The sequence below is a fragment of the Streptomyces sp. Ag109_O5-10 genome (assembly GCF_900105755.1).
GTDB lineage: Bacteria > Actinomycetota > Actinomycetes > Streptomycetales > Streptomycetaceae > Streptomyces.
Map to the genome: position 1 here is coordinate 7,237,730 of NZ_FNTQ01000001.1, position 24,261 is coordinate 7,261,990.

General features: G+C 74.0%; 20 protein-coding genes and 1 riboswitch. Of the genes, 4 read left to right on the forward strand and 16 right to left on the reverse strand.

The genetic code is table 11. The features are described from left to right. Nucleotides 1–58 precede the first annotated feature (58 nt). Nucleotides 59–976, forward strand: a complete 918-nt coding sequence (locus BLW82_RS32990; RefSeq protein ID WP_093504642.1) for an SCO1860 family LAETG-anchored protein — start codon at nucleotides 59–61, stop codon at nucleotides 974–976. Between the two features lie 83 nt (nucleotides 977–1,059). Here BLW82_RS32990 and cobC read toward each other — a convergent pair whose 3' ends face one another. From cobC to cobM, 6 genes are read right to left on the reverse strand one after another with little or no spacing between them, the layout of a single operon-like run. Then, the gene (gene cobC / locus BLW82_RS32995; protein ID WP_256216030.1) at nucleotides 1,060–2,160 is read right to left on the reverse strand and encodes an Rv2231c family histidinol phosphate aminotransferase CobC; all 1,101 of its coding nucleotides are present in this window, start codon (nucleotides 2,158–2,160) and stop codon (nucleotides 1,060–1,062) included. Further along, the gene (locus tag BLW82_RS33000; protein WP_093504646.1) at nucleotides 2,150–3,082 is read right to left on the reverse strand and encodes a sirohydrochlorin chelatase; all 933 of its coding nucleotides are present in this window, start codon (nucleotides 3,080–3,082) and stop codon (nucleotides 2,150–2,152) included. Before BLW82_RS33000 ends, cobC begins: the two co-directional genes overlap by 11 nt. Then, nucleotides 3,079–3,663, reverse strand: a complete 585-nt coding sequence (locus BLW82_RS33005; protein WP_093504648.1) for a precorrin-8X methylmutase — start codon at nucleotides 3,661–3,663, stop codon at nucleotides 3,079–3,081. The genes BLW82_RS33000 and BLW82_RS33005 overlap by 4 nt, the downstream gene beginning before the upstream one ends. Further along, complete coding sequence (gene cobJ / locus BLW82_RS33010) at nucleotides 3,660–5,363, reverse strand: precorrin-3B C(17)-methyltransferase (RefSeq protein ID WP_093504650.1); 1,704 nt, start codon at nucleotides 5,361–5,363, stop codon at nucleotides 3,660–3,662. Before cobJ ends, BLW82_RS33005 begins: the two co-directional genes overlap by 4 nt. After that, nucleotides 5,360–6,610, reverse strand: coding sequence for a precorrin-6y C5,15-methyltransferase (decarboxylating) subunit CbiE (gene cbiE / locus BLW82_RS33015; RefSeq protein ID WP_093504652.1), 1,251 nt, complete (start codon nucleotides 6,608–6,610; stop codon nucleotides 5,360–5,362). The genes cobJ and cbiE overlap by 4 nt, the downstream gene beginning before the upstream one ends. Beyond that, complete coding sequence (gene cobM / locus BLW82_RS33020) at nucleotides 6,607–7,443, reverse strand: precorrin-4 C(11)-methyltransferase (protein ID WP_093504654.1); 837 nt, start codon at nucleotides 7,441–7,443, stop codon at nucleotides 6,607–6,609. Before cobM ends, cbiE begins: the two co-directional genes overlap by 4 nt. Before the next feature lie 84 nt (nucleotides 7,444–7,527). Between cobM and BLW82_RS33025 the strand changes: the two genes are divergently transcribed. After that, nucleotides 7,528–8,256, forward strand: a complete 729-nt coding sequence (locus BLW82_RS33025; protein ID WP_093504656.1) for a ZIP family metal transporter — start codon at nucleotides 7,528–7,530, stop codon at nucleotides 8,254–8,256. Nucleotides 8,257–8,267: 11 nt separating this feature from the next. Here the strand turns inward: BLW82_RS33025 and cobI are convergent, their stop codons facing one another. The 10 genes from cobI to BLW82_RS33075 all read right to left on the reverse strand — a co-directional run bounded on the left by cobI (nucleotide 8,268) and on the right by BLW82_RS33075 (nucleotide 22,038). After that, the gene (cobI, locus tag BLW82_RS33030) at nucleotides 8,268–9,014 is read right to left on the reverse strand and encodes a precorrin-2 C(20)-methyltransferase (protein WP_093504658.1); all 747 of its coding nucleotides are present in this window, start codon (nucleotides 9,012–9,014) and stop codon (nucleotides 8,268–8,270) included. Continuing rightward, complete coding sequence (locus BLW82_RS33035) at nucleotides 8,999–10,465, reverse strand: cobyrinic acid a,c-diamide synthase CobB (protein WP_093508407.1); 1,467 nt, start codon at nucleotides 10,463–10,465, stop codon at nucleotides 8,999–9,001. The genes cobI and BLW82_RS33035 overlap by 16 nt, the downstream gene beginning before the upstream one ends. Continuing rightward, on the reverse strand, nucleotides 10,465–11,064 hold the full coding sequence (gene cobO / locus BLW82_RS33040) for a cob(I)yrinic acid a,c-diamide adenosyltransferase (RefSeq protein ID WP_093504660.1): 600 nt from the start codon (nucleotides 11,062–11,064) through the stop codon (nucleotides 10,465–10,467). The genes BLW82_RS33035 and cobO overlap by 1 nt, the downstream gene beginning before the upstream one ends. Then, nucleotides 11,064–13,073, reverse strand: a complete 2,010-nt coding sequence (locus BLW82_RS33045) for a putative cobaltochelatase (RefSeq protein WP_093504662.1) — start codon at nucleotides 13,071–13,073, stop codon at nucleotides 11,064–11,066. Before BLW82_RS33045 ends, cobO begins: the two co-directional genes overlap by 1 nt. Next, nucleotides 13,070–16,738, reverse strand: a complete 3,669-nt coding sequence (gene cobN, locus BLW82_RS33050) for a cobaltochelatase subunit CobN (protein WP_093504664.1) — start codon at nucleotides 16,736–16,738, stop codon at nucleotides 13,070–13,072. The genes BLW82_RS33045 and cobN overlap by 4 nt, the downstream gene beginning before the upstream one ends. Beyond that, a complete protein-coding gene (locus BLW82_RS33055; protein WP_093504666.1) occupies nucleotides 16,735–18,246 on the reverse strand; it encodes a cobyric acid synthase in 1,512 nt (503 codons plus the stop codon). The genes cobN and BLW82_RS33055 overlap by 4 nt, the downstream gene beginning before the upstream one ends. Next, nucleotides 18,243–19,193, reverse strand: a complete 951-nt coding sequence (locus BLW82_RS33060; RefSeq protein WP_093504668.1) for a cobalamin biosynthesis protein — start codon at nucleotides 19,191–19,193, stop codon at nucleotides 18,243–18,245. Before BLW82_RS33060 ends, BLW82_RS33055 begins: the two co-directional genes overlap by 4 nt. Nucleotides 19,194–19,293: 100 nt before the next feature. Continuing rightward, a riboswitch (cobalamin riboswitch) is annotated at nucleotides 19,294–19,434 on the reverse strand. Between the two features lie 156 nt (nucleotides 19,435–19,590). Next, entirely contained in the window at nucleotides 19,591–19,818 is a 228-nt protein-coding gene (locus tag BLW82_RS33065) for a hypothetical protein (protein WP_093504670.1), read from the reverse strand. 18 nt (nucleotides 19,819–19,836) lie between these two features. Continuing rightward, on the reverse strand, nucleotides 19,837–21,087 hold the full coding sequence (locus BLW82_RS33070) for an inorganic phosphate transporter (protein WP_093504672.1): 1,251 nt from the start codon (nucleotides 21,085–21,087) through the stop codon (nucleotides 19,837–19,839). Between the two features lie 174 nt (nucleotides 21,088–21,261). Further along, a complete protein-coding gene (locus BLW82_RS33075; RefSeq protein ID WP_093504673.1) occupies nucleotides 21,262–22,038 on the reverse strand; it encodes a lysozyme in 777 nt (258 codons plus the stop codon). Nucleotides 22,039–22,234: 196 nt separating this feature from the next. Between BLW82_RS33075 and BLW82_RS33080 the strand changes: the two genes are divergently transcribed. Then, a complete protein-coding gene (locus tag BLW82_RS33080; protein WP_093504675.1) occupies nucleotides 22,235–22,969 on the forward strand; it encodes a class II aldolase/adducin family protein in 735 nt (244 codons plus the stop codon). Between the two features lie 92 nt (nucleotides 22,970–23,061). Next, nucleotides 23,062–24,189, forward strand: coding sequence for an alpha/beta hydrolase (locus BLW82_RS33085; protein WP_093504677.1), 1,128 nt, complete (start codon nucleotides 23,062–23,064; stop codon nucleotides 24,187–24,189). Nucleotides 24,190–24,261: the final 72 nt, after the last annotated feature.

Genomic DNA, 24,261 nt, shown 5'->3' on the forward strand with positions numbered 1-24,261 from the left:
CCACAGTGCGTAATTCTTGGCGGGTCCCGAGCAAGTTTCCTCTGGGGGTCCCACCACCTTGAACAGCGACACGTTCCGTACGTCCGCACGCCGTCTCGCGACCCTCGCGACGGCCACGGCCCTGGCCGCGGGTCCCGCCGCCCTGGCCGGCACGGGCACCGCACACGCGACCACCGACCACGGTCGCGCGAGCGCGGTCGTCCTGCGCACCGGGCTCGACGTCTCCCTCCTCGACAAGACCGTGAACGTCCCGCTCGCGGTCTCCCTGAACGCCGTCCAGGCACCGCAGAGCGCCGACCGGACGGCGCTGACCGCCACACTCGACGGAGTCGACGGCGGCAAGCCGTTCAACGTCCTCGGCGCGGACGCCGCCGCGGCGAAGGCGACCGTCACCGCCGACCGCGCCGAGGCCTCCGTGCACCTCGCCCACGCCCGGCTGCACCTGCCGGGCCTGCCCCTGCTGTCCCTCGTCGAACTCGACACGGTCACGTCCAAGGCCACCTGCGAGACCGGCAGACGGCCGGAGGCCGACGCCGACGTGCTCGGGGCCGTCACCGTGCTCGGCAAGCGCGTGACACTGAGCGCGGGCGGCCCCACCGACGTCAAGGTCCCCGGTGTCGGCGAGGTCCGCCTCGACCTGTCCAGGCGCGAGACGACCTCGACCACGGCGGCGGCAGTCGCCCTCGAACTCAAGGTCTCCATCAACCCGCTGAAGCTCAACGTGGCCGAGGTGGAGGGAACCCTGACCCTGGCGAAGGCGACCTGCGAGACGCCACCCGCCCCCGCGGCGGCCCCGGCCGACCCCGCCGATCCGGCCGACCCGGTCTCCGACGTGAAGGTCCAGGGCGCCCCGGAGAAGCCGGCGAAGCTGGCCGAGACGGGCGGCAGTTCGGTGACGCCGTACGTGCTGGGAGGAGCGCTGGCGCTGATTCTGGTGGGCGCAGGAGCGGTGACCGTGGTCCGACGCCGACGCTGACGCCCTGCTTTCGAGGGGCGCGGGGGAACTGCGCGACCGGCCACGGCCACCCGCGGTCGTACGACGGCCCGCAGTTCCCCCGCTCACACCCGTGTCAACGTCAGCGCCTGGTCCAGCGCCTGCAGGAACCGGTTCACCGTCACCCGGTCCCGCACCGCGATCCGCACCCACTCCTCGTCGAGCCCGGGAAACGTGTCCCCCCGCCGCACGGCGTACCCCAGCACCCGCAGCTGCCGCCGCACGGCCGCCGCCCCCGCCATCCGGACGAGCACGAACGGCCCCTCGGCGGGTCCCGCCACCCGCACCCCCTCCGGCGTGAACTCCTCGAGACCCGCCACCAGATGCGCCCGGTCCGCGGCGACCCGGTGCGCCGCGTGCGCCGCCTCCGCCAGCGCGCGCGGCGCCACACACGCCTCGGCCGCGGCCAGCGCCGGCGTGGACACCGGCCACAACGGCTGCGCCCGCTCCAGCTCGGCGACGACCTCAGGCGCGGCCAGCACGTACCCGATCCGCAGCCCGGCCAGTCCCCACGTCTTCGTCAGGCTCCGCAGCACCACCAGACCCGGTACGTCGGTCCGCCCGGCCAGCGCCTCCCGCTCGCCCGGCACCGCGTCCATGAACGCCTCGTCGACCACCAGCGTCCGCCCCGGACGCGCGAGCCCGGCGACCGCCCCGGCCGGATGCAGCACCGACGTCGGGTTGGTGGGATTGCCGATCACCACCAGGTCGGCGTCCTCCGGGACGGCCGCCGGATCCAGCCGGAACCCGTCCGCCTCCCGCAGCACCACCCGGTCCACGGTGTGCCCGGCGTCCCGCAGCGCCGCCTCCGGCTCGGTGAACTGCGGGTGCACCACCACCGGCCGGCGCACCTTCAGCGCCCGCGCCAGCAGCACGAACGCCTCCGCGGCGCCCGCCGTCAGCAGCACCCGCTCCACCGGCAGCCCGTGCCGCGCCGCGACCGCCGCCCGCGCCGCCCGCCCGTCCGGGTAGGCGGCGAGCCCGACGAGCGACTCCGCGATCCGCTCCCGCAGCCAGACCGGGGGAGTGCCGGTCCGCACGTTGACCGCGAGGTCGACGAGGGCCGGACCGCCGTCCCGGACCTCGGCGTCGCCGTGGTGCCGCAGATCGTGCCCGCCTCCGGAGCCTCTGTCGCCTCCGCCGCCGGCGGCGTCCTCAGTGTGCATGCGCGTGCCCGCCATGATGAGGGTGTCCGTGTCCGTGTCCGTGGTCGTGGCCGTCGTCGTCCGGGTGGAAGTGCGGCTGCTGCGGCAGCCCGACCTTGTCCTCGAAGCCGGGCAGCGCGATCCGGTACACGCACGAGTCGCAGTTCATCCGCAGATCACCCTCGACCGCCTCCCGGTACCGCTCCATCACCAGGTCCAGCAGCTCCGGCTCGGGCCCGACGACGTCCGCCGAACGCACCTCGATCTCCGGGTGCGCGGCCGCCCAGCCCTCGGTCTGCTGCCGCACCCGGTCCGGCAGGATCCCGGTGAAGAGAAAGTACGGCAGGACGACGATCCGGCGCGCCCCCAGTTTCAGACACCGGTCGAGACCGCTCGGCACGTCCGGCGCCGCCAGCGACACGAACGCCGTCTCCACCCCGGCGTACCCGCGGCCCTCCCACAGCAGGCGGGCCGCCTTGTGCACCTCGGCGTTGGCGTCGGGGTCCGTCGAACCCCGGCCCACCAGCAGCACGGTCACGTCGGCGCGGTCCCGTGCGGTCCGCGAGGAACCGCCCAGCGCCTCGTCCAGGCGCCGTTCGAGGACCGACAGCAGGGAAGGGTGGGGACCCAGCGGACGGCCGTAGGTGTACGAGATCCCCGGGTGCCGCTCCTTCTCCCGGGCCAGCGCGGCCGGGATGTCGCCCTTGGCGTGTCCGGCGGAGACCAGCATCAGCGGTACCGCGGCGAACCGCCGTACGCCCCGCTCCACCAGTTCGGCCACGGCGTCGCCGAGCGGCGGCGGGGACAGCTCGATGAAGCCGCCCGCGACGGGCAGTTCGGGGTGGCGGCGCCCGAGTTCCCGCACGAAGTCGCGGAACGCCTCGGCCCCGGCTTCGTCCCGGGTGCCGTGGCCGGCGATGAGCAGGGCGGGCGGGGTGGTCACAGGGTCTCCTCGGAAGTGGGGTGGTACAGCAGGGCGTTGAGCGCGGCGGCGGCGACCGCCGAACCGCCCTTCTCGGACACGTTGCTGACGGCGGGCAGCCCGCTCTCGCGCAACGCGGCCTTGGACTCGACGGCGCCGACGAAACCGACCGGCAGGCCGATGACGAGCGCGGGAGCGGCGTCCAGCGTCAGCAGTTCCTCCAGCGCGGTCGGCGCGTTGCCGATCACCCAGAGTGCGCCGGGCCCGACCTGTTCGTGGGCGAGCCGGATCGCGTGTGCCGAACGGGTCAGGCCGGCAACGGCCGTGGCGTCGCGCAGTCTGCACACCGTCTCGCGGCGGGTGATCCCGGCGGCGACCATCTCGACGTCCACGACGACCGGCGCCCCGGCGTGCAGCGCGGCGTGCGCCTTCACCAGGTCGGCCTCGTCGGTCACCAGGTCGGTCGCGTACTCCAGGTCGGCGGCGGAGTGGACGACCCGCTCCACCACCGCCCGGGTCAGCGGCGGGAGGTGCGAGGTGTCCAGACGGGCGCGCAGCCGCCGGTAGGACTCCTGCTCGATGGGATGGACGACCCGGTTCACCTGCCCTCCTCCTGGCCGTTCTGCTGCCAGCGGTAGCCGCGCGGGGTGACCATGCGCCCGGCGACGTTCCGGGTCGCCGTGTTGCCCACGGTCACGACGGTCATCATGTCGACCCACGCCGGGTCCAGCGCGGCCAGGGTGGTCACCCGGCTCGACTCGTCGGGGCGCGAGGCGTTGCGGACGACCCCGACGGGTGTCGTGGGCTCCCGGTGCCCGGCGAGGATCGCCAGCGCCTTCGGCAGCTGCCAGTCGCGGCCCCGGGAACGCGGGTTGTAGAACGTCACGACGATGTCCGCCTCGGCCGCCGCGCGCACCCGGCGCTCGATGACCTCCCACGGCGTGTGCAGGTCGGACAGGCTGATCGAGACATGGTCGTGGCCGAGCGGCGCGCCCAGGACCGCGCCGGCCGCGAGCGCGGCCGTGACCCCGGGTACGCCGATCACGTCGATGTCGTCGGAGGCCTCGGCGAGCGCGGGGGAGGCCATCGCGTACACGCCCGCGTCCCCGCTGCCGATCAGCGCGACGGCGTGCCCGGCACGTGCCTCGGCGACCGCGGTACGCGCCCGCTCCTCCTCGGCGCCGAGCCCCGACTCCAGGATCCGGGTGCCGGGCCGCAGCAGGTCGCGGATCTGGTCGACGTACTGGTCGAGGCCGACGAGCACCGCGGCGCGCCGGAGTTCGGCCCTGGCCCGCGGGGTGAGCAGGTCCCGGGCACCGGGGCCGAGGCCGACGACCGCGAGCCGCCCGCGCGCCGGACGCCGTACGACGGCGCAGGTCGCCATGGCGGGCCGGCCGTCCGCCCGCTCCGACTTCCGCTTGGGAACCAGGAGTTCGCCGCCCCGCACGAGTGCCGCCGCCTCGGCGACCGAAGGGGTGCCGACGGCGGCGAGCGGGGCGTCCGAGGGATGGGGGACCTGCACCCCGGCCAGCTCCTCGGCGGAGTACGTCACCAGCGGGACACCGAGCCGCGCGGCCGCCTCGACGAGTCCGGGTTCCCCGGACTTCGCGTCGACGGTGGCGAGTTCGGCGATGCTGCGCGGCGAGAGGCCCGCCTCCCGCAGCGCCGTCCCGACGAGGCCGAGCACCTCGTCGACCGGGGCGCCCCGGGAGGCGCCGACGCCGACGACGAGGGACGGCGGCCGCACCAGCACCTCGTTCGCGGCGGGTTCGACCGCGCGGTCGGTCAGCCGGACGGCGAAGGCGCCCTCCTCGGCCAGCGGCAGCGGCGGCAGCGGCCACGCCGACTCGGCGTGCAGCGCGACCGGTTCGCCGTCCAGCAGGGCCCGCGACACGGCCGCCACCGCGCCCTCGACGGGGAGGCCGAGGGTGTCGAGGCCGGGCAGCCCGACCGAGTCGGTCGCGGTGGTCACCACCGGCTGTGCGGCCAGCAGCTCACCCACCTCGCGGGCGAGTTCGTTCGCGCCACCGCCGTGCCCGCCGACCAGGGACACGGCGAACCGGCCGCCCTCGTCGACGCACACCACGCCCGGGTCCGTCGCCTTCGCGCCCAGCAGCGGGGCGATCAGCCGGACCACCGCACCCGTGGCCAGAAAACACACCAGCTGCTCGCACTCCGCGAACGCGGACCGGACGGCGTCCTTGACGGGACCGTCGTACACCCGCGTGCGGTCCGGCCATGCCGCGGCCAGCCTGTCGCGCGCCGCCGCCCCCGCCGCGGTGGCGGAAATGAGGCCGATCACTGGGCAACTCCTTCTTCAGACAAGGGGGTCAGTGTTCGTGTCCCGGTTCGGGTCCCCCAGAGCAGGAACACGGGGTTGGCCGCCGCCAGCCGGGTCACGTCACCCGGCAGCGGCGCGAGACGGGAGGACTGGAGCAGCACCCCGTCGCAGGAGAACCCGGCACCGGTCAGCGCCGCACGCGCCGCCGGGACCCGGTCCAGGGCGGCCAGCGCGACCACCACGGTCCGCCGGGCGCGCGCGGCGCAGGCGGCGACGATCGCGGGCAGTTCGGCCCCGCCCCCGCCGACGAACACGGCGTCGGGGTCGGGGAGCCCGGCCAGGGCGTCCGGTGCCATGTCACACACCACATCCACGTACACCCCGTGCGCCCGCGCGTTCGCCGCGATCCGCGCCACCCCGTCCGCCGCCTTCTCCACCGCGACGACCGCGGCGCCGAGCCGTGCGCACTCCACCGCCACCGAACCGGAGCCCGCGCCGACGTCCCAGACCAGGTCGCCGAGGCGGGGTCCGAGCCGGGCCAGCGCCAGCGCCCGTACCTCGAACTTGGTGATCATCGAGTCGCGGTGCGCGAACTCGTCCTCGGCGAGGGCCCACCCGGCGGGCTGCGCCCGGCCGCCCGCCACCGTCCGCACCGCGCTCAGCGCCCGTGACTCGTCGAGGCAGAGGACGACACTCACGGCCGTACCCCAGTCCCGCGCGGCGGCCTCGGCCGGGGTGACCCGCTCCAGCCGCTCCCGCTCCGGGTCACCGAGGGCGCTCGCCACGACGAGCAGCCGGTCCGCGGGCACCGCGGCCCCCAGCTCGGCGGGCCCGGCGCCCGGTCCGGTCAGCACGGCCACCTTGGGATGCGCCCGGCAGGCATGCACCGCCGTGCGCAGCTCCCGCCCGTGCGCGCTGACCACCACCGCGTCGTCCCAGGGCAGCCCGAGACGCGCGAAGGCGGTGGCCACGGAGGACACACCCGGGCGCACGTCCAGCGCCGCCGCCCCGAACCGCTCGGCCAGGGCCCGCACGATCCCGAAGAACCCGGGGTCGCCGGAGGCCAGCACGACCACCCGGTGCCCCTTGTCCCGATGCCGTTCGACGACGTCGAGGGCGGGCGCCAGCGGACCGAGCACCACCCGCTCGGCATCCTCCGGAACCGGCGCGGCAGCCAGATGCCGCCGACCGCCGACGACCAGCCGGGCGCCGGCCAGCACACCGGGCGGCAGCGGGGCGCCCGTCCCGGTACCGACGACCGTGATCATGTACTGGCCCCCCGCTCGCGCAGCTCCCGCCGGGCCTCGGGGTCGGCCTTGCGGAAGCCGTGGAAGTGGCCGGGGTGGTAGAGGTGCGAGCGGGTGCCGTGGGCGGCCAGGGCCGGGCCGACCAGGAAGAGGGTGTGCTTCCAGAGCTTGTGCTCCTTGACCGTCTCCTCCAGCGTCTCGATCGTGCACCGCACGACCAGCTCCTCCGGCCAGGTCGCCTGGTAGGCGACGACGACCGGGGTGGACGTCGGGTAGCCGCCCTCCAGCAGCTCGCGCACCAGCTGCCCGCTGCGCGCGGCGGAGAGGAAGACCGCCATCGTCGTCCCGTGCCGGGCGAACTCCCGTACCTCCTCCCCGGGCGGCATCGGCGTCTTGCCGCCGCCCAGCCGGGTGAGTACGACGGACTGCGCCACCTCGGGAATCGTCAGCTCGCGCTGGGCCAGCGCGGCCACCGCCGAGAAGGAGGAGACGCCGGGCACGATCTCGACCTCGATGCCGATCGCGGCACACCGGTCGACCTGCTCCTGCGTGCCGCCCCAGAGCGCCGGGTCCCCGGAGTGGATGCGGGCCACCCGCAGCCCGTGGGCGTGAGCCCTCCCGTACACGGCGACCACGTCTTCCAGCGACATCGTCGCGGAGTCGAGGACCTCCGCGTCCGCGCGCGCGTGCTGGAGGACCTCGGCCTGGACCAGGCTCGCGGCCCAGATCACCACGTCGGCCTCGGCGATCGCGCGCGCGGCCCGGAACGTCAGCAGATCGGCGGCGCCGGGGCCGGCGCCGACGAAGGTCACCTTGCCGGCGGGGACAGCGCCGGAGGCGGCGGCATCGGCCATGAGAATTCGGTCCTCTCTGGACAAAGGGTGTTACTGGTGGTGCTGGATGTGCGCTGAGGCGGGTCGATCGGATAGCAAGGGCACATGGCGGTCTTCGTCGCGCTCGGCGCGTTCCTGATGACGCTGGCCGGCGGCTGGACGGCACAGCGTGTGACCGACCGTCGTCACCTGGTCCTCGGACTGGCCGGCGGTCTGATGCTCGGGGTGGTCGGCCTCGACCTGCTGCCGGAGGCGCTGCGCGCCGCCGGCCGCGCGGTCTTCGGGGTGCCGGCCGCCCTGCTCCTGTTCGTGGCGGGCTTCCTGCTGGCCCATCTGGTGGAACGCACCCTGGCCCTGCGCCAGGCCGCGCACGGCGCCGACGAGCACGCCCACCGGGCGCCCGAGGTGGGCCTGACGGCGGCCGGCGCGATGGTCGGCCACAGCGCGATGGACGGCGTGGCGATCGGCGCGGCCTTCCAGGTGGGCGGCGGCATGGGCGCGGCGGTGGCGCTCGCGGTCATCGCGCACGACTTCGCGGACGGCTTCAACACCTTCACGATCACGAGCCTCTACGGCAACGCGCGCCGCCGGGCGATAGCGATGCTGGTCGCCGACGCCTGCGCACCGGTCCTCGGCGCCCTCTCCACGATCTTCTTCACCATCCCGGAGGCCCTGCTCGGCGGCTATCTCGGCCTCTTCGGCGGCGTCCTGCTCTACCTGGCCGCCGCCGAGATCCTCCCCGAGGCCCACCACGAGCACCCGGCCCGCTCGACGCTGCTGTGCACGGTCGCCGGCGCGGCCTTCATCTGGCTGGTGGTGGGCATCTCCAGCTGACGCCCGACCGCTCACAGCTTCCCGCCTCTGCCACCGTCCCGGCGCGGGGGTGCGATGAGCGTGGAGAGGTACGGCAGCGGGGAGCCGTCGAGCTCGGCGGCGGGCCGGACGGACTCCTCCGCGAGCCCCAGCGCCGACCCCCACACGGCATCGTCCAGCCGTCCGGTCTCCCGCAACGCCGCCACGACCGCTCCGGCCTGTCGCCCGAACTTGTACGCCACGACCGTCCCGGCCCCGCTCAGCGCGTCCTTGAGCACCTCGGCGCCCGCCGTCACCGGCACCAGCGTCAGCGGCTCGGTCCCCTCGGTGAGCACGGCCCCGGAGCGGGCGGCGAGATCCTGCATGGCGGTGATCCCGGGTACGGTCTCCACCACCACGTCCGGCACCAGCCCGGCGATGGTCTGCGCGAGATAGGTGAAGGTGGAGTACACGTTCGGGTCCCCGATGGTGGCGAAGGCGACCACCCCGTGCTCCCGCAGCAACTCCGCCACCCTGGCCCCCGCGGCGTCCCAGGCGGCCTCCCGCCGCCCCCGGTCACTGCGCTCGTTCAGCGCGAAGACCACCCGTACGACCTTCTCCGCGCCGACGTAGTGCAGCACGGTCGCCTCGGCCCGCCCCCGCTCACCGCTGTCCATGACCGGCACCACGACGACATCGGCCGCGCGCAGGGCGTTGACCCCCTTGACGGTCACCAGCTCCGGGTCACCGGGCCCCACGCCGACTCCGATCAACCTGCTGCTGCTCATGACGTCCGGCACCTCTCCACGAACCTCCGGGCCACACCGGGCTCGGACGCCCAGTGCGTGTGCAGATAACTCGCGTGCACACCCCGCTGTACAAAACCTTCGACCCGCGGCCGGGGCGCACGCACCCCCCACGCGGGAGCCGCCCCCGCCCCCGGCTCCACCACGGTCCGGTGGAACTCGTGCCCGCGCATCCGCGTCCCGGCGGCTGCCAGCACGCTGTCACTCACGGCAACCGCGTCCCGGTACCCCAGCGTGAGCCGTTCGGACATCCGCGCGGTCACGTCGAGCACCCCGCACATGGGCAGCCCGTCCAGCTCCCGGCCCAGGTACAGCAGCCCCGCACACTCGGCCGCCACCGGCCCACCGCGCTCCGCGAGAGCGGCGACGTCCTTCCGCAGCACCTCGTTGGCCGCCAGCTGTCCGCCGTACACCTCGGGAAACCCGCCGCCGATCACCAGCCCACGCGTCCCGTCCGGCAGCCGCTCGTCCCGCAGCGGATCGAACACGACGACCTCGGCCCCGGCGGCGGCAAGCAACTCGGCGTGCTCGGCATAGGAGAAGGTGAAGGCAGCCCCACCGGCAACAGCGACAAGCGGCCTCTCGACCACCCGCGGGCGAAGGCCGTCCCGCACCCCCGCCGGCCCGTCCGGCGTCTGCGGACGAGGCCCATCAGGCCGAAGCGGGGGTCCGGGGGCGGCGGCCCCCGAAGGCGGGGGCGGGGAGACCAGGGCCTCGGCCGCGTCCCAGGCCGCACCCGGCAGCACCCCGGCCCCGCGCGCAAGCCCCATCAGCCCCTCCAGGTCACACCCGTCGGAGACCCGCGCGGCCATCAGGGCGACGGCCTCGACCGCGGCCGCCCGCCGCTCGGCGACAGGAACCAGCCCGAGGTGCCGCGAGGGCACAGCGACCTGCGGAGCCCGCCGCAGCACCCCGAACACCGGCACCCCCGCCGAATCCAGCGCCTCCCGCAGCAACTCCTCGTGCCGGTCCGACCCCACCTTGTTCAGGATCACCCCCGCGACCCGCACCTCCGGATCCCACGACGCGAACCCGTGCACCAGCGCCGCCACCGACCGCGACTGCGCCGACGCGTCCACGACCAGCACCACCGGCGCCCGCAGCAGCTTGGCGACATGAGCGGTGGACGCCAGCTCCCCTTCCCCCGCGGCACCGTCGTACAGCCCCATCACACCCTCGACGACGGCCAGGTCACAGCCCCGCGCGCCGTGCGCGAACAACGGGCCGACCAGCTCCGGCCCGCACAGGTACGCGTCGAGGTTCCGCCCCACCCGCCCGGTCGCGAGCGCGTGGTACCCGGGGTCGATGTAGTCGGGCCCCACCTTGTGCGGGGACACGGCGAGCCCGCGGGCGGTGAACGCGGCCATCAGCCCGGTGGCGACGGTGGTCTTGCCGCTGCCGGACGACGGCGCGGCGACGACCAGCCGGGGCACGGACGAGGACATCACCACTCGATGCCCCTCTGCCCCTTCTGCCCCGCGTCCATCGGGTGCTTGACCTTGGACATGTCGGTGACGAGATCGGCGAGGCCGACGAGCTTGTCCGGCGCGTTCCGCCCGGTGATCACGACATGCTGGGTCCCGGGCCGGTTCCGCAGCACGTCGACGACCTCGTCGGTGTCCACCCACCCCCAGTGCATCGGGTACGCGAACTCGTCAAGGACGTACAACCGGTACGTCTCGGCGGCCAGGTCCCGCTTGACCTGCTCCCAGCCCTCCCGGGCCTTCTCCTCGTTGTCCATCTGCGCGTCGCGCTGGACCCAGGACCAGCCCTCGCCCATCTTGTGCCAGTCGACGGTCCCGCCCTCGCCGGAGGCGCCCAGCACCCGCAGCGCGTTCTCCTCGCCGACCTTCCACTTGGCCGACTTGACGAACTGGAACACCCCGATGGGCCACCCCTGGTTCCAGGCCCGGAGCGCGAGCCCGAACGCGGCGGTGGACTTGCCCTTCCCGATCCCGGTGTGCACGACCACCAGCGGCCGGTTACGGCGCTGCCGGGTGGTCAGCCCGTCGTCGGGCACGACACTCGGCTGTCCCTGCGGCATTACGCGGCCCTCCTCGAACGACCCTGAACGTCCTTCACCAGCCCGGCGATCGAGTCCGCGCGCAGCTCGTCGAGCGTCACCGCGGTACCGCCCAGCTCATCCGCCAACTGCCCGGCGAGCCCCAGCCGCACCGGGCCGGACTCGCAGTCCACGACCACGGAGGCGACCCCGTCCGCCGCGAACAGCCGCGCCGCGCGCCCGGCGAGGGCGACCGGCTCCGGCCCGCCGGTGGCGCGCCCGTCGGTCACCACCACCACCAGCGCCCGCCGCGCCGGATCCCGCAGCCGCTCCACCCGCAGCACGTCGTGCGCCCTGAGCAGTCCGGCGGCGAGCGGCGTACGACCGCCGGTCGGCAGCGACTCCAGCCGGGCCGCCGCCGCGTCCACCGACGAGGTCGGCGGCAGCGCCACTTCGGCCGCAGCGCCCCGGAAGGTCACCAGCCCCACCTTGTCCCGCCGCTGGTAGGCGTCGAGGAGCAGCGACAGCACGGCGCCCTTCACCGCGCTCATCCGCTGCCGGGCCGCCATCGACCCGGACGCGTCGACCACGAACAGCACGAGGTTCCCCTCGCGGCCCTCCCGGGCCGCCTGCCGCAGGTCGTCCCGCCGGATCACGAGCCCCGGCCCGGACCGCCCGCGCGCCCGCTGGTGCGGGGCGGCCGCCTGCACGGTCGCCGCCAGGTGCAGCTTGGTCAGGGCACCCCGCGGCCGCCGCGCACCGGTCGTACGGCCGTGCTCGGTCCGCGCCCGGGAGCGCCGCCCGGCGGCGCCCTCGCCGATCCCCGGCACGCTCAGCACCTTGGCGCGAAAGGGCTCGGCGGCCCGCACCGGGGCCTGCTCGCCCGAAGTACCGCCGGACGTCTGCGGTTCGCCGTCCGCTCCGGCCTCGGGCCGGGCAGCCGTGTCCCCGCCCTGCGGGCCGCCGTCGTCGGGCGCCGGCTGTCCGCCACCCCCACCGGGACCGCCCGGATCCGGATCGTCGTCGCCGTCGTCCTCCCCGGAGAACTCCTCCAGCGCCTGGTCCAGCTTGTCCTCGTCGAGGCCCGGCGCGTCGAAGGGGTTGCGGCGCCGCCGGTGCGGCAGCGCGAGCAGCGCCGCCCGGCGCACGTCCTCCGCCAGCACCTCGGTCCGCCCGGCCCACGCGGCCAGCGCGGTCGCCGTGCGGGCCATCACGATGTCGGCGCGCATCCCGTCGACCTCGAAGGCCGCGCAGGTCGCCGCGATCTGCCGGAGCGCCCCGTCGCCCAGCCGCACCGACGGCAGCAACCCCCGTGCCGCCACGACCCGCTGCCGGACGGCGGCCTCCTCGCCGGCCCAGCGCGCCGCGAACCCCGCCGGGTCGTCGTCGTACGCGAGCCGCCGCCGTACCACCTCCACCCGCTGGTCGGGCTCCCGGGAGGCGGCCACCTCGACGGTGAGGCCGAACCGGTCGAGCAACTGCGGCCGCAGCTCGCCCTCTTCGGGGTTCATCGTGCCGACCAGCAGGAAGCGCGCCGCGTGCCGGACCGACACGCCCTCGCGCTCGACGTACGACGCGCCCATCGCGGCCGCGTCGAGGAGCAGGTCGACCAGGTGGTCGTGGAGGAGGTTGACCTCGTCGACGTACAGGATGCCCCGGTGCGCGTCGGCCAGCAGGCCCGGCTCGAAGGCCTTCACGCCCTCCGCCAGGGCGCGTTCTATGTCCAGCGCGCCGACCAGCCGGTCCTCGGAGGCGCCGACCGGCAGTTCGACCATGCGTGCCGGGCGGGACTCGAAGGCCCCGGGAGGGTTGTGCGGACCGTCCGGGCAGGCCGGGTCCGGGGCGGCCGGGTCGCAGGAGAAACGGCAGCCGGCGACGACGTCCACGGCCGGCAGCAGCGCCGACAGGGCACGTACGGCCGTGCTCTTCGCGGTGCCCTTCTCGCCGCGCACCAGCACCCCGCCGACCGCCGGCGAGACGGCGTTCAGCAGCAGCGCGAGCCGCAGGTCGTCCTGGCCGACGACGGCCGTGAACGGGAACGGGGTAGTCACTGGTCGTCGCCCTCCGAGTTGCCTTCCAGGTCGCCTTCGAGCTCCAGGTACGTGGCCCGCAGGCGCTCCAGGGTGTCCGCGTCCGGCTCGGCCCACAGGCCCCGGTCGGCGGCCTCCAGGAGCCGTTCCGTGATGCCGCGCAGCGCCCACGGGTTGGACTTCTTCATGAAGTCCCGGTTCTCCGCGTCGAAGACGTACTCCACGCTGAGCTTCTCGTACATCCAGTCGTCGACCACGCCCGCCGTGGCGTCGTAGCCGAAGAGGTAGTCGACGGTCGCCGCCATCTCGAAGGCACCCTTGTAGCCGTGCCGGCGCATGGCCGCCATCCAGCGGGGGTTGACCACCCGGGCCCGGAAGACGCGGTGCGTCTCCTCGCCCAGCGTCCGGGTCCGCACCTGGTCCGGCGTAGCCGAATCGCCCACGTACGCCTCGGGGTTGGCGCCGGTCAGATGGCGCACCATGGCGACCATGCCGCCGTGGTACTGGAAGTAGTCGTCGGCGTCCACGAGGTCGTGCTCGCGGGTGTCCACGTTCTTCGCGGCCACCGCGATCCGCCGGAAGGCGGTCTCCATGTCCCCGCGCGCCGCCCGCCCGTCGAGCCCGCGCCCGTAGGCGTAACCGCCCCACACCGCGTACACCTCGGCGAGGTCGGCGTCGGAGCGCCAGTTGCGGGCGTCGATCAGGGGAAGCAGCCCGGCACCGTAGGCCCCCGGCTTGGAGCCGAAGATGCGGGCGGTGGCGCGCCGCCGGTCGCCGTGCTCGGCGGTGTCCTCGTCGGCGTGCGCCCGCACGTAGTTGGACTCGGCCGGCTCGTCCAGCTCGGCGACCCTGCGCACCGCGTCGTCGAGCAGCCCGACCACGTGCGGGAACGCGTCCCGGAAGAAGCCGGAGATGCGGACCGTGACGTCGATGCGGGGCCGGCCCAGCTCGGCCAGGGGGATCACCTCGAAGCCGGTGACGCGCCTCGACGCGTCGTCCCAGACCGGACGGCAGCCGAGCAGCGCCAGGATCTCGGCGATGTCGTCACCCTGGGTGCGCATCGCCGAGGTGCCCCACACGGTCAGGCCGACGGACTTCGGGTAGGCGCCGGTGTCGCTCAGATACCGCTGCACGAGCGAGTCGGCCAGCGACTGGCCGACCTCCCAGCTCAGCCGGGAGGGAATGGCCTTGGGGTCGACCGAGTAGAAGTTCCGGCCGGTGGGCAGGACGTTGACCAGCCCGCGGGTGGGGGAGCCGGACGGACCGGCCGGGACGTAACCGCCGGCCAGGGCCTTCAGGATGTGCCCGATCTCGTCCGTGGTGCGCGCGAGCCGCGGCACGACCTCGGTGCACGCGAACTCCAGCACGGCGACGGCGTCGGCGAGTTCGGTGCCGAGCACCTCGCGCACCAGCGCGCGGCTCTCCGCCACCGCCCAGTCCCGCTGCTCCATGCCCTCCGCGACCCGGCGGCACAGCTGTTCCAGCAGGTCGACCGCGTCGGCCGCGGTTCGCGCCGGGCCCTCGACCAGGTCCGACAGTTCCACCGGCACCTTCACCGGCGCGCCCGGCTCCGCCAGCAACTCCTTCTCGCTGAGCCCGAAATGGGCCGCGAACGAGGCCCTGAGGCCCGGCAGCGCGTTCGCCTGCCCGCCCCACACCTGGGAGGCGCGCAGCACGGCCAGCACCAGGTTCACCCGCGGTTCGCCGACCGGACCGCCGCCGAGGATGTGCAGGCCGTCGCGGATCTGCACGTCCTTGATCTCGCACAGGTAGCCGTCGATGTGCATGACGAACTCGTCGAAGTCGCCGTCCTCCGGCTGCTCGTCCACGTGCAGGTCGTGGTGGAGCTCGGCCGCCTTCACCAGCGTCCAGATCTGCGCGCGGACGGCCGGCGCCTTCCCCGGGTCCAGGTCCGACACCAGCGCGTACTCGTCGAGCAGCTGCTCCAGCTTGGCCAGGTCGCCGTAGGTGTCGGCACGGGCCATCGGCGGCACCAGATGGTCGACGACCGTGGCGTGCCCGCGCCGCTTGGCCTGGGTGCCCTCGCCGGGGTCGTTCACGATGAACGGGTAGACCAGCGGCAGGTCGCCGAGGACCGCGTCCGGGGCGCAACCGGCGCTCAGGCCGAGGCCCTTGCCCGGCAGCCACTCCATCGTGCCGTGCTTGCCCATGTGCACGACCGCGTCCGCGCCGAACGAGTTGTCCAGCCACCGGTAGGCCGCTATGTAGTGGTGGGACGGCGGCATGTCCGGGTCGTGGTAGATCGCGATCGGGTTCTCGCCGAAGCCGCGCGGCGGCTGGATCATGACGACGACGTTCCCGAACTGCAGGGAGGCCAGCACGATGTCGTCGCCGTCGACGTACAGCGAGCCAGGCGGCTCGCCCCACGCCTCCCGCATCGCGTCCCGCAGCTCCGGGTCGAGCTTCTCGAACCACGCCCGGTAGTCCGCGAGCGGCACTCGCGCGGGCGCCGCGGCCAGCTGTTCCTCGGTGAGCCATTCGACGTCGTGGCCACCGGCGTTGATGAGCCGGTGGATCAGCTCGTCGCCGTTGTCCGGGTGCCCCTCGACCGCGTATCCGGCGTCCCGCAGCGCGTCCAGCACCCGTACCGCCGAGGCGGGGGTGTCGAGCCCCACCGCGTTGCCGACCCGGGAGTGCTTGGTCGGGTACGCCGTGAAGACCAGCGCGATCCTCTTCTCGGCGTTCGGCCGGTGCCGGAGCCGGGCGTGCCGTACGGCGATTCCGGCGACGCGTCCGGCCCGCTCGGGGTCGGCGACGTACACCGGGACGTCGTCGGGTCCCTGTTCCTTGAAGGAGAACGGGACCGTGATCAGACGTCCGTCGAACTCCGGGATCGCGACCTGCATCGCCGCGTCCATGGGGGAGAGGGCCGCGTCGGACTCGGCCCAGGCGCTCTTCGACGAGGTCAGGCAGAGACCTTGCAGCACCGGCACGTCGAGGTCGGCGAGCGCCCCGATGTCCCAGGCCTCCTCGTCGCCGCCGGCCGAGGCCTGCGAGGCGTGCGTGCCGCCGGCCGCCAGGACGGTCGCGACCAGCGCGTCGGCCTCGGCGAGGAGCTCGTACAGCCCGGCGTCCGCGCCGCGCAGCGAACCGCAGTACACCGGAAGGGCGTTGGCGCCGTGCGCCTCGATCGCGTCGCACAGGGTGTCCACGAAGCCGGTGTTGCCGCTCAGTTCGTGGGCCCGGTAGAAGAGCACCCCGACGGTCGGCCGGCCGCTCTGCCGGGCACGGGCGCCGTGGACGCCGTACTCGGGCATCTTCTGCGGTTCGACGAACCCCTCGCCGGTCAGCAGCACCGTGTCGGAGAGGAACCGGGCCAGCTCGGTGAGGTTGGCCGGGCCGCCCTCGACGAGGTATCTCAGGGCCTCGGCGACCACGCCCGCCGGCACCGACGACTCGGCCATCAGCTCGGCGTCCGGCACCGCCTCGCCGCCGAGCAGCACGGTCGGGATCCCGGCGGCCTTCAGCGCGGCGAGCCCGTCCTCCCAGGCGCGCTTGCCGCCGAGCAGCCGCACGACGGCGATGTCCGCGCCCGCGACCAGCGCGGGCAGCTCCTCCGCGACGTCGACGCGCGTCGGATTGCCGATCCGGTAGTCGGCACCGGAGGCGGCCCGGGCCGCCAGCAGATCGGTGTCGGCGGTCGACAACAACAACACAGTGCTCATGCGGGCGCTCCCGGTGGAATGAAAGGCAGTCCTTGCGGCGCGCCCGACTCGATGAGCCGCCAGAGCGCGTCCGTGTCCGCGTGCTGTTCGATCAGGTCGCCGAGCCGGTCGAGCTGCTCCTCGCGCAGCGCGGCGAACGAGGTGCCGGGGGCCGGCACGAACCGGCGGCCCGCGGCGGCCGCCACCTCGCGCAGGAAGGCCCGCCGGAAACCGTCCGACTCCAGGGAACCGTGCCAGTGCGTGCCCCAGGCCTGCCCGACCCGGCAGCCGTCCAGGAACGGCTCGCCTCCGGTCACCTCGCCGACCCCGTGATGGATCTCGTAGCCCTCGACCCGCTCGCCGAGGGCCTCCCCGACGGGCCGGGTGAGCGTCTTCTCCCGGGCGAACCGGACGCGCACGGGCAGCACCCCGAGCCCGTCGACGGCCCCCTCGCGGCTCTCGACCTCGTCCTCGATGTGCTCGCCGAGGATCTGGAAGCCCCCGCAGATGCCGAGCACGGGCCGCTGCTCCGCGGCCCGGCGCCGCAGCGCGTCCGCGAGTCCCCGTGCCCGCAGCCACTCCAGGGCGCGCACCGTCCCCCGGGTGCCGGGGACGATGACGAGGTCGGCGTCGGCCAGCTCCTCCGGCCGGTCCACGAACCGCACCACGACGCCGGGTTCGGCGGCCAGCGCGTCCACGTCCGTGAAGTTGGACATCAGCGGGATGGCACAGACGGCGACCCGGAGCACGTCGTCGCCCACGGGCGGGGCGACGTTCGACTCGCGCACGGTCCCGCGCAGGGACACCCGCAGTCCGTCCTCCTCGTCGATGCCGAGGCCGTGCCGGAAGGGGAGGACGCCGTAGGTGTGCCGCCCGGTGAGCCCGTGCAGCATGCCGAGGCCCGGTTCGAGGAGGGAGACGTCCCCGCGGAACTTGTTGACGAGGAAACCGGCGACCAGGGCCTGGTCCTCCGGCGACAGCAGCGCGACGGTCCCGAAGAAGGAGGCGAAGACGCCCCCGCGGTCGATGTCGCCGACCACGAGCACGGGCAGCCCGGCGTTGCGGGCCATCCCCATGTTCACGATGTCGGTCCGGCGCAGGTTGATCTCCGCCGGACTGCCCGCCCCCTCACAGATCACCGCGTCATACGTGCCCCGCAACTCGGCGAGACAGTCGAGCACGGTCCCGAGCAGCTTCTGCTGCCGGCCGCCGTGGTACCCGCGCGCGCTCAGCTCGCCGACGGGCTTGCCGAGCAGCACGACCTGACTGCTCTGCTCGCCGCCGGGCTTGAGCAGCACCGGGTTCATCAGCGCGGTCGGCTCCACCCGGCAGGCCTGCGCCTGCATGGCCTGCGCCCGCCCGATCTCGGCACCCTCACGCGTGACGAAGGAGTTGAGGGACATGTTCTGCGCCTTGAACGGCGCCACCTTCACGCCCTGCCGCACCAGCCACCGGCAGATACCGGCGGTGACGACACTCTTCCCGGCGTCGGAGGTGGTACCGGCCACGAGGAGACCGCCGTTGTTCATGACGCCCTTCCCGGGAGCGATCCGCGCAGCAGCGCCCCCGCCGCGCTCACCCCCAATGCCAGCCATCCCACCCGCCGCGACAACCGCACCGCCCGTTCGATGTCCGCGACCTGCACAGCCCGCCCCTCCCCGTTCAGCACCGGCCGGTGCTCGATCCGCCCCCCGTACGACAGCGTCCCCCCGAGCCGCACCCCCAACGCCCCCGCGAACGACGCCTCGACGGGCCCAGCGTTGGGACTCGGATGCTTCACCGCATCGGCCCGCCAGGCCCGTACGGCCCCCTGCCGGTCGTCCCCGGCCACCGCGGCCAGTACGGCGGTGAGCCGTGCCCCCGGCCACCCGGCCACGTCGTCGAGCCGCGCGGAAGCCCACCCGTAGCGCCGGTACCGGGGCGACCTGTGCCCCACCATGGCGTCCAGGGTGTTGACGGCCCGGAACCCCAGCAGCCCGGGGACGCCCCCCACGGCTCCCCACACCAGTGCGCCCACGACCGCGTCGCTGGTGTTCTCGGCGACGGACTCCACGACCGCACGGGCGATCCCGCCGGCGTCCAGGGCCTGCGGATCCCGTCCGCACAGATGCGGCAGCCGGGCACGGGCCGCCTCGACGTCACCCGCCTGCAGGGCCCGCCCGATGGTCTGGGCCTCACGGGAGAGCGAAGTGCCCCCGACGACGGCCCAGGTGGCGGCGGCCGTGAGCGCGACGGACGCGACGGCGGACGGGCGTACGACCCGCTGCGCCGCGGCACCCAGCGCCACGGCACCCCCGGCACACACGGCGGTGTGCAGCGCGCCCCACCCGCGGTGGTCCCGCCACAGCACCCGCTCCACGGCCCCGGCCGCCCGTCCGAACACGGCGACCGGATGCCCCCGGCGCGGATCGCCGAGCAGCAGATCACCGAGAAGACCGGCGGCGGCGCCGTACGCGAAGACGCGATCGGCACCCATCGGCTCAGCCGGCCGCGGGGTCGGGGACGGGCCGGGTACTCAACCTCGATCGGCAGCCGCGCATGGCGTTATGTCCTCACTCAGGGTGTCCGCGCCCTGGTTCGACGAGACCGGCGGTGGGAGTTCCTGGCTTCCGGGGATTGCTCCCCCGGTGACAGTGGCGGGACCGCGCCGGATTCACACCGGCTTCCTCCCTTGCCGCCGTACATGGCTCCGGAAGTCCACCACGCCCCCGGAAGACCCGTCAACTTGCCTTTGACCTGCGAGGGGAGTGTGTGGGAAGGCCCACACCGAGTGTCCGGCGGGGCCTGTGGGGTATGCGGAAGGCTCCTCTCCTGTCGGACGGAGAGGAGCCTTCGGAGCTCCGACGAGGCCCTTTGCGGCGGGCCTTCGGGTGTCAGGCCTTCGCCACGATCAGGTGGATGCCGTACGCCACCGCGGCCGCGCAGGCGGCGAAGCAGAGCCAGGCGGCCGTCACGGCCAGGGCCGCGGATCCGCCCTGGGCGGTGGCGCGTTCGCGGGCGGAGAGGCCCTTGATGCCGAGGGTGAAGAGGGCCACCAGACCCACGGTGGCCACGAGGCTGACGCCGAAGACGGAGCCGATGGCTGCCCAGTCGATGTTCATGTCGGATCTTCCTCGGGGTCAGACGGTGGCGGCCGGGTCGGTCGCGGGAGCGGCCGGGGCGGAGGCAGGGGCGGGGATGGTGGCGGTCAGGCCGTCCGTGACCGTGACCGGGCCCGCGGGCGGCGGGGTCACGGCGGCGATCGCCGTGGTCACCACGCCGGCCGGTTCCTCGGTGCCGACGACGTTGCTGCTGTCCACGACCTCGCGGCGGGAGAGCTTCCAGATCGCGGCGCTGGCGGCCACGAGGAAGACGGCGACGGCGGCCGTGCCCCAGTCGCCGAGGTCCGTCACGGACTCGGCGAGCGCGCCGACCACGGCGGCGGCCGGGAGGGTGAGCACCCAGGCGACCACCATGCGGGTCGCGGTGGACCAGCGGACCGTGCCGCCCTTGCGGCCGAGGCCCGCGCCCATCACGGAGCCGGAGACGACGTGCGTGGTGGAGAGCGAGAAGCCGAGGTGGGAGGAGGCCAGGATGGCGGTGGCCGCGCTGGTCTGGGCGGCGAAGCCCTGCTGCGGCCGCAGGTCGGTCAGGCCCGTGCCCATGGTGCGGATGATCCGCCAGCCGCCGATGTAGGTGCCGAGCGCGATGGCGAGGCCGGCGGAGAGGATGACCCAGGTGGGAGGGTTCGAACCGGGGGCGATCGAGCCGCCCGCGATCAGCGCGAGGGTGATGATGCCCATCGTCTTCTGCGCGTCGTTCGTGCCGTGCGCGAGCGAGACCAGGCCGGCGGAGGCGATCTGGCCGGCGCGGAAGCCCTTGCGGGTGGCCTCGTCCTCGGCGTTCCTCGACAGCGTGTAGGAGAGGCGGGTGGAGAGCGCCGCCGCGAGGCCGGCGACCACGGGGGCGGCGACCGCCGGGAGCAGGACCTTGGTGACGAGCACGTCGCCGTGGACCGCGCCGAAGCCGGCGGAGGCGACGGTGGCGCCGATCAGACCGCCCATGAGGGCGTGCGAGGAACTGGAGGGCAGGCCCACCAGCCAGGTCACCAGGTTCCAGAGGATGGCGCCGACGAGGGCGGCGAAGATGACCTCGGGACGAATGCCGTTCTCGTCGACGAGACCCTTGGAGATCGTGTTGGCGACCTCCACCGAAAGGAAGGCGCCCACCAGGTTGAGCGCGGCGGACATGGCCACCGCGATCTTGGGCTTGAGCGCACCGGTCGAGATGGTCGTGGCCATCGCGTTGGCGGTGTCGTGGAAACCGTTCGTGAAATCAAACGCGAGTGCGGTTACTACCACAATCGCGAGGATCAGCGAGAAGTTTTCCATTTACCCAGGCAATCGTTCGAAGTCATTGGTGGTTGGACCGTAGGCAACCTGGATGAACGGAAGGTGAACTGAGGCGGTCGTGGTGGTGTATGAAATCGAATGTGAGGCCGCCGCACCCGGAGCGTGGCGGGGCCGTCGTCCCGGTTCCGGTCCGACGGCCCGGTCGCCCGTTGGTCAGAGGCCGAGGGCGACGGCCTTCAGGCGGCCCGCCGACCCGTTGAAGAGATTCTGGTCACCCGGCAGGGTTCCGCTGTTGTCGTACTGCCAGAAGGTCCACGACGACCAGCCGGCCGGCAGTGTCCCGGCGTCCGCCGAGCCGTGGCGGGCGATCCACAGCGCGTGGTCGGCGGCGAAGGCGCCGCTGCCGCCTGTGCAGAGGTTCCACCAGTTCGTGGTCGTGTAGATCACCGGCCGCCTGCCGGTCTCCCGCTTCAGCTCGTCACTGAAGGACCTGATCCACTCGACCATCCGGGAGGTGCTGAGCCCATAGCACTTGTGCTTCTTGTCGTACGGGTCGTACTCGACGTCGAGCGCGGGCGGCAGCGTCCAGCCGTCCGCCGTCCACGTGCCGCCATGGCTCACGAAGTACGCGGCCTGGCGGGCGCCCGACGACTTGTCCGGCAGGGCGAAATGGTACGCGCCCCGCCTGATCCCGGCCGCCCGCGAGCCGGTGTACTGCCGGTCGAAGTACGGGTTGCGGTAGGTGGTGGACTCGGTGGCCTTGATGTATACGAACCGGGCGCCCCTGGCCCTGGCGCCCGGCCAGTCGACGTTCTTCTGGTGCGAGGAGACGTCGTGTCCCTTCGGTAGGCCCCCCGCGGACGCGGGTGTCCCGGTGAACGCGGTCACGGCGGTCGCGAGGGCGAGCGCCGCCACGGACACCGCGAGGGCGCGACTGTGCACGCGGACGCGGACGCGGTGGCGGGACGGCGGAATACGGTCACGGGCCATGTTTCCCCCCGGAATGGCGACGTGTACGAAAAATCGTCCAGAGATTATTGGAAGATCGGCGTGTCCTCGGCGATCTTTGGCCAAGATGTGAAATGGAACCGTTTGGGGCGATTTGCGCTCTACTGGATTCGGGACGCCAGGCCTAAAGTGCCCTGCCGTGCGGGCAGGTTGGAGAGTCGCCTGACAGGATCGGGCCATGGCTGAGCAGCGGCGGGACGAGCGTGACGGACGGGGCGGACGGGCCCGCCCCCCAGGTGTGTCGGAGCCGCGAAGACGGGATGTGCGCGCGGAGGAGGCGGACGCCTGGCTCGAACTCGTCGCCACCGCCCGCCGCACGGTCTCCGACGGACTGGTCGTCGGCACCTCGGGCAACGTCTCGGTCCGCGTCGGCGACACCGTGCTGGTCACGCCGTCGGGTGTGCCTTATGACCGGCTCGGTCCGGACGACGTGACGGGGGTGGACCTCGCCGGCCGCCGGGTGCTCGGCACCCGGGTCCCGACCAGCGAGCTGCCGATGCACCTCGCGGTCTACAACAGCACCGACGCCGGGGCCGTCGTCCACACCCACGCCGTCCACGCGACGGCCGTCTCCACGCTCGTCCCCGAGCTGCCGGCCATTCACTACATGTCCGCCGCCCTCGGCGGCGCGGTCCGGGTTGCCCCCTATGCGACGTACGGCACCGACGAGTTGGCCGAGAACATGCTCCGCGCGCTGGCCGGCCGCTCCGCCTGCCTCCTCCAGAACCACGGCACGATCACCTACGGCACCACCCTCACCCAGGCCTACGACCGCACCGCCCAGCTGGAGTGGATGTGCCGCCTGTGGCTGACGGCGTCCGCGGTACCGGGCCTGACCCCGAGCCTGCTCTCCCCGGAACAGGTGGCGCAGGCCGGGCAGCAGCTGAGGGGATACGGGCAGACGGAGGGGTGAACCCCGCCCGGGCGGGAAGGCGGATCCAGTGGCTTCGTCGATTTCTCCCTCCTCCGCTGGCCGACACCGGAGTCCGCCCGGACACTGGACAGGTGCGCCCAGTCAAAGTCACGGCCGCTGCCGTCGGTGCCGTACTCGCCGCCGGTGCGGCCGGCGTGGCCGCGGGGCGGTTCGCGAGTGACGCCGCGCTGAAGGCACCGCCCGGCCGGCCGCTGCCCACCGAACCCCGGCTCACCGTGCACGGCACCGCGGCCGGCCGCATCACCCTCACCCGCGACCTCGCCTCGCTGCGCCCCGGCACCTACGGGCTGGCCGGCGACGGCGCCCACGCGGTCGTCGGGGCCGTCCTGGAGTCGGCCGCGGACACCCCCGACACCGTCGTGCGACGGCTGGAACGGGTGACCCACGGCACCTTCGAGACCGGCGACCGGGCCTGGCTCACCGCCAACGTCCACATCGGCAACCCGGGCACGGCCCTGGGCCTGGAGTACGCGGACATCGACCTGCCCGGCGAACTCGGCCCGCTGCCCGCCTGGTTCGTGCCCGGCGACCGGGACACCTGGGTGATCGCGGTGCACGGCCTCGGCACCACCCGCGAGCTCGCCATGAACGTCATGGCGTTCCTGCACGCCCGGCGCCTGCCGGTGCTCGCCCTCGCCTACCGCGGCGACCTCGGCGCCCCGCGCCCCCCGGACGGACTGAACCACCTCGGCGAGAGCGAGTGGCGCGACCTGGACGCGGCGATCCGCTACGCCGTCCGCTACGGCGCCCGCCGCGTCGTCCTGCACGGCTGGTCCACCGGCGCCACCATGGCCCTGCGCGCCGCCGCCCACTCGGCACTGCGCGAGCGGATCTCCGGCCTCGTCCTGGACTCCCCGGTGCTCAGCTGGGAGGCCACCCTGCGTGCCCTCGCCCAGGCCCGGCACACCCCCGAGCCCCTGCTGCCGCTCGCCGTGCGGGCCGCCCAGGGCCGCGCCGGCCTGCACCCCGACCACGCCGGCGACCCTGTCGACCCGGACCAGCTCACCGTGCCCACCCTGGTCGTGCACGGCCCCGACGACGCGGTGGCCCCCTGGGTGTACTCCCGCAGGCTCGCCGAGCGGCGCCCCGACCTGGTGGCCCTGCACACCGTCCCGGACGCCCCGCACGGCGCCATGTGGAACGCCGACCCGGAGGAGTACGAGGAACGACTGCGCCGGTTCCTCACGCCCCTGATGTGATGCGCTCCGGCGCGCGCTCCCCGGGCGCGCGCTCTTGGAGGAGCGATCCCGGGCGAGCGCCCCGGCACCCGA

Excerpts from the sequence above, each read along its gene's own strand:
- cobC (WP_256216030.1), bottom strand. The coding sequence starts at position 2,160 with ATGCACACTGAGGACGCCGCCGGCGGCGGAGGCGACAGAGGCTCCGGA.
- cbiE (WP_093504652.1), bottom strand. The coding sequence starts at position 6,610 with ATGATCACGGTCGTCGGTACCGGGACGGGCGCCCCGCTGCCGCCCGGT.
- cobM (WP_093504654.1), bottom strand. The coding sequence starts at position 7,443 with ATGGCCGATGCCGCCGCCTCCGGCGCTGTCCCCGCCGGCAAGGTGACC.
- BLW82_RS33025 (WP_093504656.1), top strand. The coding sequence starts at position 7,528 with ATGGCGGTCTTCGTCGCGCTCGGCGCGTTCCTGATGACGCTGGCCGGC.
- BLW82_RS33035 (WP_093508407.1), bottom strand. The coding sequence starts at position 10,465 with ATGTCCTCGTCCGTGCCCCGGCTGGTCGTCGCCGCGCCGTCGTCCGGC.
- cobO (WP_093504660.1), bottom strand. The coding sequence starts at position 11,064 with ATGCCGCAGGGACAGCCGAGTGTCGTGCCCGACGACGGGCTGACCACC.
- cobN (WP_093504664.1), bottom strand. The coding sequence starts at position 16,738 with ATGAGCACTGTGTTGTTGTTGTCGACCGCCGACACCGATCTGCTGGCG.
- BLW82_RS33055 (WP_093504666.1), bottom strand. The coding sequence starts at position 18,246 with ATGAACAACGGCGGTCTCCTCGTGGCCGGTACCACCTCCGACGCCGGG.
- BLW82_RS33060 (WP_093504668.1), bottom strand. The coding sequence starts at position 19,193 with ATGGGTGCCGATCGCGTCTTCGCGTACGGCGCCGCCGCCGGTCTTCTC.
- BLW82_RS33065 (WP_093504670.1), bottom strand. The coding sequence starts at position 19,818 with ATGAACATCGACTGGGCAGCCATCGGCTCCGTCTTCGGCGTCAGCCTC.
- BLW82_RS33070 (WP_093504672.1), bottom strand. The coding sequence starts at position 21,087 with ATGGAAAACTTCTCGCTGATCCTCGCGATTGTGGTAGTAACCGCACTC.
- BLW82_RS33075 (WP_093504673.1), bottom strand. The coding sequence starts at position 22,038 with ATGGCCCGTGACCGTATTCCGCCGTCCCGCCACCGCGTCCGCGTCCGC.
- BLW82_RS33080 (WP_093504675.1), top strand. The coding sequence starts at position 22,235 with ATGGCTGAGCAGCGGCGGGACGAGCGTGACGGACGGGGCGGACGGGCC.